This is a genomic window from Pseudomonas sp. B33.4, from assembly GCF_034555375.1.
Classification (GTDB): Bacteria; Pseudomonadota; Gammaproteobacteria; order Pseudomonadales; family Pseudomonadaceae; genus Aquipseudomonas.
In genome coordinates this window covers 2,771,816-2,782,546 of record NZ_CP140706.1, presented here as the reverse complement: position 1 = coordinate 2,782,546, position 10,731 = coordinate 2,771,816, and the positions used below count along the sequence as shown (strand labels likewise).

8 protein-coding genes are annotated in these 10,731 nt (G+C 61.3%); all 8 read right to left on the bottom strand.

The genetic code is table 11. The features are described 5' to 3' along the window. Positions 1-144: 144 nt before the first annotated feature. On the bottom strand, positions 145-1,257 hold the full coding sequence (locus U6037_RS12330) for a substrate-binding domain-containing protein (protein WP_322846941.1): 1,113 nt from the start codon (positions 1,255-1,257) through the stop codon (positions 145-147). A gap of 95 nt (positions 1,258-1,352) precedes the next feature. Further along, complete coding sequence (locus U6037_RS12325; RefSeq protein WP_322846940.1) at positions 1,353-2,462, bottom strand: substrate-binding domain-containing protein; 1,110 nt, start codon at positions 2,460-2,462, stop codon at positions 1,353-1,355. A gap of 460 nt (positions 2,463-2,922) precedes the next feature. After that, positions 2,923-4,134, bottom strand: a complete 1,212-nt coding sequence (gene gspF, locus U6037_RS12320) for a type II secretion system inner membrane protein GspF (RefSeq protein WP_212622268.1) — start codon at positions 4,132-4,134, stop codon at positions 2,923-2,925. Further along, on the bottom strand, positions 4,134-5,540 hold the full coding sequence (gene gspE, locus U6037_RS12315; RefSeq protein ID WP_322846939.1) for a type II secretion system ATPase GspE: 1,407 nt from the start codon (positions 5,538-5,540) through the stop codon (positions 4,134-4,136). The genes gspF and gspE overlap by 1 nt, the downstream gene beginning before the upstream one ends. A gap of 151 nt (positions 5,541-5,691) precedes the next feature. Continuing rightward, on the bottom strand, positions 5,692-8,058 hold the full coding sequence (gene gspD / locus U6037_RS12310) for a type II secretion system secretin GspD (RefSeq protein WP_322846938.1): 2,367 nt from the start codon (positions 8,056-8,058) through the stop codon (positions 5,692-5,694). Then, entirely contained in the window at positions 8,055-8,600 is a 546-nt protein-coding gene (gene gspM / locus U6037_RS12305) for a type II secretion system protein GspM (RefSeq protein ID WP_322846937.1), read from the bottom strand. The genes gspD and gspM overlap by 4 nt, the downstream gene beginning before the upstream one ends. Next, positions 8,593-9,771 (bottom strand): type II secretion system protein GspL, encoded by a 1,179-nt coding sequence (gene gspL, locus U6037_RS12300; RefSeq protein ID WP_322846936.1) that lies wholly within the window; start codon positions 9,769-9,771, stop codon positions 8,593-8,595. Before gspL ends, gspM begins: the two co-directional genes overlap by 8 nt. After that, positions 9,768-10,727 carry a type II secretion system minor pseudopilin GspK gene (gspK, locus tag U6037_RS12295; protein ID WP_322846935.1) on the bottom strand — a complete coding sequence of 320 codons (960 nt, stop codon included), beginning with the start codon at positions 10,725-10,727 and terminating at the stop codon, positions 9,768-9,770. Before gspK ends, gspL begins: the two co-directional genes overlap by 4 nt. Positions 10,728-10,731: the final 4 nt, after the last annotated feature.

Here is a 10,731-nt window from a genome sequence, read left to right as displayed (position 1 = left end):
GTCATAGGCAGTTGGCGGCGGTCGCGACCGAACGGATGTCACACAAACTTCATGTTGGGGGAGTATTCGCGCCGGGCCGTTCTGCGCCTTCAAAAAAAATGGCAGCCCTGTATGGGGCTGCCATCGGTTTGGCGGCAGTCACTTTTAAAGAGGACGACCGATGCCGTTGCACACGGCCGGGTTGTTGATATCGAGGTTGTTGCCGGTGGTGTTGGTGATGAAGTTGGCGGTGACGGCGTTTTTCCAGCTCAGCGGTATCGCAACGAATTTGTGCGCCTGTACCGCAGCATTGTTGCCAGGCTGGCTGTAGTGAGTGGTGAGAAAGTTGCGAATCTCGTTGGCCACGTTGGCATCCCTGTAGCACTGACCAATGATCAAGTTGCTGTAGGCAGCAATTTTGTAGCCAAGGGCAGGGTTCGCCACCACGGGCGACCAATTGGCCGGATTTTCCGCCTGAACCGCAGTCGACGGTGGTACTACCGATGACAGTGCCAGCAAGACGTTGGGCGGGGTTGGCAGCACACCGTTAAGACGGGCAACGACAGTGTTATCGCTCACCAGGATGCCGTCAGGGCCGGAGTAACCGATCGAGCCGTCGACCTGATTGATCGTAGGCAGGACATCACTGTCGCTCGACACGCCGACCCAGTTGCTCGGCAGTGTCCAACCTGACGGCAGACGCGCCGTAGTGAACAACGAACTGGTCGAGAACTTTGTCGGGCAAACGGAATTGAGGTGGCGAGTGAGGATTTCCGAGGTGCCGCTGGCGTTGTTCCGGTAGACCACGCGAATCGGCGTGGTGTCGGCAGTGCCCATTAGATGGCCCCACGTTGTGGTCTCACCCGCCAGCGCACTGCACAACTGACTGCTCGTCAGGTTGAGATTGCTGATACCGCTTTTCTTATAGGACACGACAATGGCGGTGCTGATGGAGGGCAGTTGAATCAGCGGACCATAACTGGCGTAAAAAGCGCTGTTGTATTGGCTGATTTCGCTTGCCGTCAGGATCGAGTCGCTGGCGGTGAAATGCACGGTGCCTGTAGTGCCGAACGGCGTAGCATTGTTGCTTAAAAACGCCACTTTGCCTGCCCCGCTGCCAACACCGGCGTAGCTGAAACTGACCGGCAAAATGCTGTTGGCCGAGCCCTTGTACAGCGCGGCTGGCAACGTCGCCCCGCCACCGGTCACCGCCAACGCGTGGCCCGACATCAACGCCGCCGCCGACAGCAACGCAACCTTTGCAATGTGTTTGTACATGTTCAATCTCCTTATCGAATGCCCCGCGAACGGGAGGCAAAAAAAATGGCAACCCCGAAGGGCTGCCATTCGTGTTGCGGTGTGAATCGCAGGCCTTACTGAGGACGACCGATGGTGTTGCAGACGCTGGTGTTGTTGATGTTCAGGTTGTAACCGGTGGCGTTGGAAACGAAGGTTTCATACACCTTGGTTTTCCAGGCCGATGGCACGGTGACGAAACCGTGGTTTTTGATCGCCAGGTCGTTGTTGGTGGTGTTGTAGTGAGTGGTAAGGAAGGCCTTCACGTCGTTGGCCACGGCTGCATCCTTGTAGCACTGACCGACGATGAGGTTGGTGTAGGCAGCCAGTTTGTAACCGATGGCCGGGTTAGCCACCACTGGCGACCAGCGAGTCGGGTCAGCAGCCAAAGCAGCGGTCGCCGGTGGAGTCACCGAAGCCAGTGCCAGGGCAACGTTGGCCGAGGTTGGCTGGACGTTGTTGATGCGCGAAACCAGGGCGTTGCTGGTAGCGTCTACGCCATCCGGACCGACATAACCGAGCGAACCGTCAACAGCGGCAACGGTAGGGGCAACGTCAGCAGTGCCAGCGACGCCGACCCAGTTCGACGGCAGGGTCGAACCGGCTGGACGGGCGTTGACGAACGTCGAGTTGGTGGTGAACTTGGTTGGGCACACAGCGTTCAGGTGACGGGTGAGGATTTCCGAAGTGCCGCTGGAAACGTTGCGATAAACGATGCGGATCGGCGTGGTGTCAGCAGTGCCCAGCAGGCCGCCCCAAGTGGTCACGGTGCCCGAGAAGGCGTCGCACAGTTGCGCGCTGGTCAGGTTCAGAGCGGTCTGACCGGATTTTTTGTAAGGGATGGCAACCGACGTGGCCACCGAAGGCAGTTGGATCAGCGGGCCGTACGAAGCACCGAACGCGCTGTTGTAGGTGCTGATGTCCGAAGCGCTGAGTACCGAGTCGCTACCGGCAAAGTGCACAGTGCCGGTGGCGCCGAAGCCAGTGGCAACGTTGGTCAGGAAAGCCGTTTTGCCAGCGCCGCTACCCACAGCCGCGTAGGTGAAGTTGGCTGGCAGGATGCTGTCGGCAGAACCTTTGTACAGAGCGGCAGGCAGAGTTGCACCACCACCGGTAACGGCCATGGCTTGAGCGGAAGCCAGAGCGGCGACGGTCAGGGAAGCTGCGATCAGAGTGCGCTTGAACATGAAGAATCTCCTTTTCAACTAGGTTGTGAACACAGGTTTTCGGGTGACTTGCATGACACTGGGAGGACTCACCGGGGCCCTCGCTAGCGTTGGCCTTGGTTAAGTCGCACTGAGAAATTCGCAGGTTCCGGTGACAGATAAAGGAAAAAACCTCGGGAGCTGTGCGGTGTTTCTGAAGGGATTTTCTCGGGTGTTTGTCGGGTGCAGCGCAGCGTCTGGATCGGGGGTTTGGCTGAATCGGGCTGGAGGCGTTGGCGGGTGGTTGCAGATGACAGAAAGGAGAACCCGAGGATGGGGGAATCGAGGGTCGGGTGATGGTCAGAGGAGGTGTAAAGTTTTGCAGATTTTTTGCCTGAGCCGACCTCATCGCGAGCAGGCTCACTCCTACAGGGGAACGCATTCCAAACTGTAGGAGTGAGCCTGCTCGCGATGAGGCCCGATCAGACACCATCAAAACCGGCTACTGGACCAGTTGGTTGATCTCAATGATCGGCAGTAGCACAGCCATCACAATCACCAGCACCACCCCGCCCATCACCACAATCATCAGCGGCTCCAGCAGAGCGGTCATGCCCATCGCCCTCCGTTCGATATCACGCGACAACGTCTGCGCCGCACGCTCAAGCATCGGTGGCAACGAACCGGTTTTCTCGCCGCTGGCGATCAAATGAATCAGCACCGGCGGAAACACATTCTCCACCCGCAGCGCTGCCGCCAGGTTGACGCCCTCACGCACCTTGGCCGTGGCCTCAGTGACGCTCAAACTCAAGCGATCGTTGGACAGTGTCTGCCGCGCCGCCTCCAGCGCACGCAAAAGCGGCACCCCGGCGCCTCCGAGAATCGCCAGCGTCGAGGCAAAACGCGCGGTGTTCAGACCGAGGATGAAGCGCCCGAACAGCGGCAATTTCAGCACCCGATGATGCCAACTCAAACGTGCCGCTGGATTGCGTAGATACAGGCGCCAGCTCCAAAACGCGCCTGCGATGATCGCCGCGCACAACCAGCCCCATGCGCGGATGAAATCACTCGCATTGAGCATCGCCAAGGTCAGCCCCGGCAAATCCTGCCGCGCCTGGGAAAACGCGCTGACCACCTGCGGCACCACGTAACTGAGCAGGAAAATCACGATACCGATCGAGACCAATCCAACCACGCCCGGATAGATAAACGCGGTGAGAATCTTGCCGCGCAGGTTGTTGCGTTCTTCGATGTAGTCGGCCAGCCGCTCCATGACCTGCGCCAGATCCCCCGATTCCTCGCCCGCCGCAATCAACGCGCGGTAAATCTCGGGAAAGTCTCGCGGTCGTGCGGCCAGCGATTCGGCCAGACGCATGCCGCTGCGCACATCGGCACGCACAGCGCTGAGGGTGTGGGCGATGTGCTTTTTTTCAGCCTGTTCGACCGTGGCACTCAGCGCGGCTTCCAATGGCAGACTCGCGCCCAACAGACTCGCCAATTGCCGCGTAGCCCAGGCTAGATCGTTGTCCGAGAGTTTGGCGCTGAACAATCCACCGCCGCCGTGCTGGGCGACGTTGCTTTCCTTGTGCACCGACAGTGCAGTCAATCCGCGCCCGCGTAATGTTGTGAACGCGGCAGCCTGGCTATCGGCCTCAAGATGCCCGGATTCGATCTTGCCGGTGGCGTCGGCGGCTTCAAAACGATAGCGATTCATCAGGCGTCCCGTGTAACACGGAGGATTTCTTCAGGGGCGGTGGCGGCGCTGCGGATCCAGCGTTCACCGTCCTCACGCAGGCTGAACATCCCGGCCTTGGCGGCGGATGCGCGCAAGGCCTGCTCCCCTGCCCCTTGGTGGATCAGGGTGCGGATGTCGTCGTCGATGCAGAACAATTCGTGGATGCCGGTGCGGCCGCTGTAGCCGGTTTGATTACACGCTGGGCAACCGACGGGACGCCACGTCCCCGGTGTCGCAGGATCTTCCTGTTTGCATTGATTGCACAGGCGCCGCACCAAACGCTGCGCGAGCACGCCGAGCATCGAGGAGGCCAGCAGGAACGGCTCGACGCCCATGTCGATCAAGCGGTTTACCGCCGACACCGCGTCGTTGGTGTGCAAGGTTGCCAGCACCAAGTGACCGGTGAGCGAGGCCTGCACGGCGATTTGTGCGGTTTCGAGATCGCGGATTTCGCCGATCATGATGATGTCCGGGTCCTGGCGCAGAATCGCTCGCAGTGCGAGGGCGAAGGTCATGTCGATCTTGGCGTTGACCTGAATCTGGCTGATGCCCGGCAGGTCGTATTCCACCGGGTCTTCGACGGTGAGAATGTTGCTGGTGCTTGCATCGAGCCGCGCCAGTGCGGCGTACAGGCTGGTGGTTTTGCCGCTGCCGGTCGGCCCGGTGACCAAAACGATACCGTGGGGCTGACGGATCAAATGATCGAGTTTGGCCAACACCTGCGCGTCCATGCCGAGGGTTTCCAGATGCAAACGCCCGGCCTGTTTGTCGAGCAGACGCATCACCACGCGTTCACCGTGGCCGGTCGGCACCGTGGAAACGCGGATATCGATCGGCCGTCCAGCCACGCGCAACGCGATACGACCGTCCTGCGGCAGGCGTTTTTCGGCGATGTCGAGTTGCGCCATGATCTTGATCCGCGACACCAGCGCACCGTGCAGAGCCTTGCGCGGCGAGACCACGTCGCGCAGGGTGCCGTCGACGCGATAGCGCACCACCGAATGGGTTTCGAACGGTTCGATGTGGATGTCACTGGCTTCATCGCGCGCCGCTTGGGTCAGCAACGCGTTGATCATGCGGATCACCGGCGCGCCGTCCTGAGTGTCGAGCAAGTCGGTGATTTCCGGCATGTCCTGCATCAGGCGATCCAGATCAACTTCGTTTTCCGCCGCGCCAACCACCGCCGCCGCACTACCGGTGTCGGCGTAAGCCGCGGCTAGCAACCCATCCAGCTCATCATCGCGCACCCGCTGAATCGTGGTCGCGCCAAACTGCCGCCGTGCCTCACTGATCGACCAGCCGGGCGTTGACGGGCAAACGGTCAACACGCCATCGCACAACAAAATCCGCTGTGCCTTGGCCCAGGCGTAGGGCAACGCACTCATTTCAAGCCCTCCCCAATCCCTGTAGGAGCTGCCGAAGGCTGCGATCTTTTGATCTTTGGCCGTTGGGGTCCGTCGAAGAGCAAGATCAACAGATCGCAGCCTTCGGCAGCTCCTACAGGTCCGCTTTCCAGATCAAGGGGCGATGGCGGAGTCATTGGATGGGCACCGCTTTGATGGTTGCGCGTGGGCCAGAGCTCGGTAACACCGCCGGCACACCCTGCGCCGCCGTGGGCAACTGCGGCGCCTGCATGTCCGGCATCGCCCAGCTGCGTTCCGGCTGCAAACCACCCTGAGCGCGGCGCATGAAGTCGTAGCGGTTGAGCGTGATGCTGCGCCCCGCTTCGCTGTCACGAATGATGTACGGGCGCAGGAACACCATCAGGTTGGTCTTGGTGATCGCCCGGCGCTCGTTGCGAAACAACGCACCAATCCCCGGCAGGCTGCCCAGCCACGGCACCGCGTCGTTGCTCTGGCTGTAACCGTCCTGCAGCAACCCGCCGAGCACCATGATCTGCCCGTCATCGAGCAAAATACTGGTGTCGATCGCACGCTTGTTGGTAACAATCCCCGCTGACGCCGCACTGTTCGAAGCCCGCTCATCAATGCTGCTGACTTCCTGATAGATATCGAGCTTGACCGTGCCGCCCTCGGAAATCTGCGGGCGCACGTTGAGTTTCAAACCGACCTCTTCCCGGGTCACGGTCTGGAACGGGTTATTGCTGGTGCCGCCACCGCCCGTGACATAACTGCCACTGACAAACGGAATGGTCTGACCCACAAAAATACTCGCCGCCTCGTTGTCCAGGGTCAGCAGGTTCGGCGTCGACAGCACATTGGTGCCGCCCTTGCTCTTCAACGCCCGGGCCAGCACTTTCAGGTCAAGAATCTTGCCGATGCCGGGGATGTCGACGGTGCCGTTGACGTAGCCCAGGTTCAAACCTTGCGGCAACACATCGATGCTGGTCTTGCCGTTGGTGTTGAGCCCCGAACCACCCAGATTCGCGCCGCCGATCACGCCTTTGCCGCCGAGGTTGCCGGTCTGCCATTGCACGCCGAACTCACTGGCATCGTCCTCGCCGACTTCGACGATCAAACTTTCGATCACCACTTGCGCACGACGCTGGTCAAGCAGATCGATGACTTCGCGCAGGTTGCGATACAACGGCTCCGGCGCGGAAATCAGCAAGGTGTTGGTGGTGGCGTCGGCCTGAATGGTCACGCCGCCGGCACTGAAAGCGACGTTCTGTTCGCTCGCCTGATTACCGCTGCTATTGGTGCCGCCACTGCTTTGTGCGTAACTGCCACCGGTACTGCCGCTGCTATTGCTGGTCGATGTAGTGCCGCTGCTTTGCGTACCGCTCTGGCCATTCTGCCCAGCGCTGCCGCCGGTACTTGCGCCCATCGCACTAAGTACCGAACGCGCACTGTCACTGCTGCCGCTATCACTCTCACCCGTGAGCAAACCACGCAACGCCTGCGCCAGTTTCGCCGCTTGCGCATTACGCAGATAAACCACATGCAGATTGCTCGGATTACTCTGCGCGTTATCCAGTTTGTAAATCAGATTACGCGCCAGCTCGGTGCGCTCCGGGCTGCCGGCGCGAATGATGATGGTGTTGGAACGCGGATCACCGATCACCGCGATTTTCTGCGTCGGATCATTACCCGGCGCATCGAGCAAATCCGCGACCATCGGCGCAATGTCGGCAGCGATGCCGTTCTGAATCTGCACCACATCCGTGTCAATCGCACTCGGCGAATCAATGCTCGCAATCAACTGCGCAACACGGGTCAGGTTCTCGGCGTAATCGGTGATGACGATGGTGTTATTGCCCGGATAGGCGTTGATCGGGTTGTTCGGCGAAACGATCGGCCGCAGCACCGGAATCAGGTTCACCGCGTTCTCGTATTGCAGACGAAACGTGCGCGTGAGCATGCCGTTACCCGCCGGTTTGTCGGCGCTGTAGATCGGCCCGCCGAGCAACTTCGCATCTGCCTCCGGCACCACCTGCGCGACACCACCGACATCGACCACACTGAAACCCTGCATGCGCAACGCCGCCAACAACATGTCGTACGCCTGCCGCGCCGGCACCTGACCTTCCGAGACCAGCGTCAGCGTGCCCTTGACCCGAGGGTCGACGAGAAACTGCTGCCCGGTCGAACGCGACAACGCCCGCACCACTGCTTGAATATCGGCGTCGACAAAATTCAGTGTCACCGGTTGATCACCCAACGGATTGCTCGGCAACGCAATACCCGAAGCCGCCGCGCCACTGCGCGCACTCTTAGTGATGTTGTGCAATTGCTTCGGCACAGGTCGCGCCTGGGCCTGTGCGCGCTCGCGGTCGAGCACCGCGTCGCCGCTGCGCTGGGTATTGGCCAGCGGCCGCCCGAGTTCACTGTCGACCAGCAGCGGCGGCTGATTCTGTGGTGCGGTGGTGTTGCTGCACGCGCTCAACGCCATCAGCAGCATCGGCAACGCCAGACGTGCCGGTTTGGATCCTGACCCCTTCATGAAGCTTCCTTAGCGCCCAGCGCCTGATCCATGCGAACGGTGCCTGACAAAGTGCCGGCAGTGACTTCGGTCGAGGGGTTGTCTGCGCGTTGCAAACGGGCCTCGACCACTTGCAGAGAAAGTTGTGCCGGGTTGCTCAACAGCCAGTCGAGCACCGCGTCGGCCGGCGCCGCGTCGAAGGTCAATTGCCAGGCGCCTTGTGCTTCCTGTAATTGGTAATGCCCCGCCAGGCCGCTGGCCTGAAGGGTCTGCTCCAGCGACTGCGCCACGCTCTGCCCGTCCGGACGCACGCTGACTTCGCGCAGCAGCACTTCCAGCGCTTCGGTCTGCGCGCGCAGCTTTGGCGTCTCGGTTTGCCAATAAGCGATTTTCTTCAGCGGCGGCTGGATCAGCGCAACCCACAGCAGCAAGCCGATCAGCGCTATGGCCATGCCGGCGACCATGCGTTTTTCGCGCAAAGCCAACGGCTGCCAACGCGCCTGCACCTGAGCGTTGAAGCGTTGCCACTTGGCGCGATACAGCGCGAGCGAGGCCTTATTCATCTTCTTCTGCTCCGCCGCTGTCATCGCTGTCGCTTGGGGTGGCTTCAGTGGCCGGACGCAAGGTCCAGCCCTCGTCATCTGCCGTCACGCTGATACCGGCCTGGGCCAAGGTGCTTTGCCACTCCTGATCATTGCCACCACGGCGGGCTTCACTCAGCAGACTTAGTTGCAACGTGCCGTCGACAAACGCCAACCGCTCGACACTGCCGGCCATCGACGGCATGCCGCTGCCCGCCTGCAACACCAGCCGATTGAACGTCTGCGCCGGATCATCCGCCGCGCCCTTCTGCCGCGCCGCCAATTGCTGACGCGCCTGTTGCAACGGGTTGAGGATCACCGGCAACTCAGGGAACGCCTGCTTTACCCGCAGATTCATCTGGGTTTTCAGTTGCTGGCCCTGCCCGGCCTCACGGGCGGCATACAGGTTCAAACCGATCACCCAAACGGCCACGGCCAACGCTGAGAGGGCGATAGCCCTGCCCCAGCCGCGATGCTCGGTTTGTTGCTGTTGGACTGCACCATGCAGCCCCCATCCCGGTAGCGGCCCAGTCCAACGCTGCGCATCGCTCATCGGCAGTTCAGCGCCCGGCGGCGGTTGCTCACCGATCCAATGTAAAGTGATGCCCGGCTCCCACACGACACTGTCGAGGCCGTCATCGAACAACGGCTGCACCCGCGCCACTTGCACGCTATCGCGCAACAACAAATGCCCGTCCTGCACGCACGCGACGGTACCTGGCAGCACCGGCAAACTGTACGGCGCCGGATAGAGTCCGCGCAGGTTCAGCCCAACACTTTTTAGCAACTGGCCAAAGCGCAACAAGTGCTGCCGAGGCGCCCAGGCGATCTGCACCTGCCCGGCTTCATCCCGCGAACTGTGTGCAATGTGCATCTCACTGCTGTCACCCAGCATCAAGGCCTGCGCCGCACACTGCACCGCCGCGACAATCTTGTTGGCGGGCAACGGCGGTAAATCGAGACTCGCCAACAGACTGTCAGCCGGGTGCAGAAAACACACCAGCGGCGGCAGTTTCGACTGCTGGCTCAACTGGCTTAGACTGAGGCGATCTTCCCGCGTGACCTGACCCTGACGATCCAGCCAGGCGCAGTGCAATTGACTGTGCAGGTCCAGCTCCGCCAACGGCGGCAACGAAACCTTCAACTGGCTCATACGCCCACCCGCGACCAGATCACCTGCGGCAAGCGGTCCTCGCTGCGATGCAACAACGCCTCAAGACTGACCCGCCGCTGATCGCGCCGCGCCTCGCCACGCAGGCGAAACCAGTCACTGGTGATGCCGACCTTGACGCTGGTCAGCTCCAGTTGCGGCATGCGCAAACGGTTAACGAAATCGCCACGGTTGATAAACCAGCGCCCGGCATCGCGCTCGGCAATCAGCGCGTTCGCGCGCTCCAACGACAGCCCCGGCACATACGCAGCCAAAACCGGCGCGGTGGCGGTGTTGCCGTTGAGCCAAGTGGTCGCGGGGATCACCGTCAGGTACGGCGCCAGTTTGCCGATCACCGCCTCATTGACGCCGTCGACACTGCGCAGATCATCGATGCTGCGCAGCATCGGCAGCGTTGGCTTCTGCGGTTTGTGTGAGGCGTTTGGCGAGGTGGCGCGACCACTGTCGAAACCACTTTTCGGCGCCTCGGCCATCTGCGCATTCAGCAGCCTCGGGTACGAAGCAATCACCCGCTGACTGATGCGCTGACTCAACCCGGCACTGACCCCGATCAACTCGCACAAACGCTGAAACGCCGCGACCTGCGCCTCATCGACCCGCTCGTTGGCGACCAGATTGCGCAGGTTGAACTTGCCCTGCTCATCCTCCAGTCGCCCCTCAAAACCTTGCGCCGAGAGACGCTGCGCCCACGGCTGATCGAGCCGGGTCAACGGGTCGCGCTGACGTGCATCCCAGAGCAACTGACGGCTGATCTCCAACCCGCCCAGCACCAGCCAACGCCCCTGCACACGCTGCTGATCCGCCTCGAGCGCACGGGTCGACACGCTCTGGCGCGTCAACATGCCCGCCGCAATCACCGCCACCACGGCCGCAATCAACAACGCGCTGATAATCGCCATGCCCTGTTGCTTCGCCCCCTCAGGCGAGCGGCTGTTCATGGCC

Excerpts from the sequence above, each read along its gene's own strand:
- gspF (WP_212622268.1), bottom strand. The coding sequence starts at position 4,134 with ATGAATCGCTATCGTTTTGAAGCCGCCGACGCCACCGGCAAGATCGAA.
- gspL (WP_322846936.1), bottom strand. The coding sequence starts at position 9,771 with ATGAGCCAGTTGAAGGTTTCGTTGCCGCCGTTGGCGGAGCTGGACCTG.
- gspM (WP_322846937.1), bottom strand. The coding sequence starts at position 8,600 with ATGAATAAGGCCTCGCTCGCGCTGTATCGCGCCAAGTGGCAACGCTTC.
- gspE (WP_322846939.1), bottom strand. The coding sequence starts at position 5,540 with ATGAGTGCGTTGCCCTACGCCTGGGCCAAGGCACAGCGGATTTTGTTG.
- gspK (WP_322846935.1), bottom strand. The coding sequence starts at position 10,727 with ATGAACAGCCGCTCGCCTGAGGGGGCGAAGCAACAGGGCATGGCGATT.
- U6037_RS12325 (WP_322846940.1), bottom strand. The coding sequence starts at position 2,462 with ATGTTCAAGCGCACTCTGATCGCAGCTTCCCTGACCGTCGCCGCTCTG.
- U6037_RS12330 (WP_322846941.1), bottom strand. The coding sequence starts at position 1,257 with ATGTACAAACACATTGCAAAGGTTGCGTTGCTGTCGGCGGCGGCGTTG.
- gspD (WP_322846938.1), bottom strand. The coding sequence starts at position 8,058 with ATGAAGGGGTCAGGATCCAAACCGGCACGTCTGGCGTTGCCGATGCTG.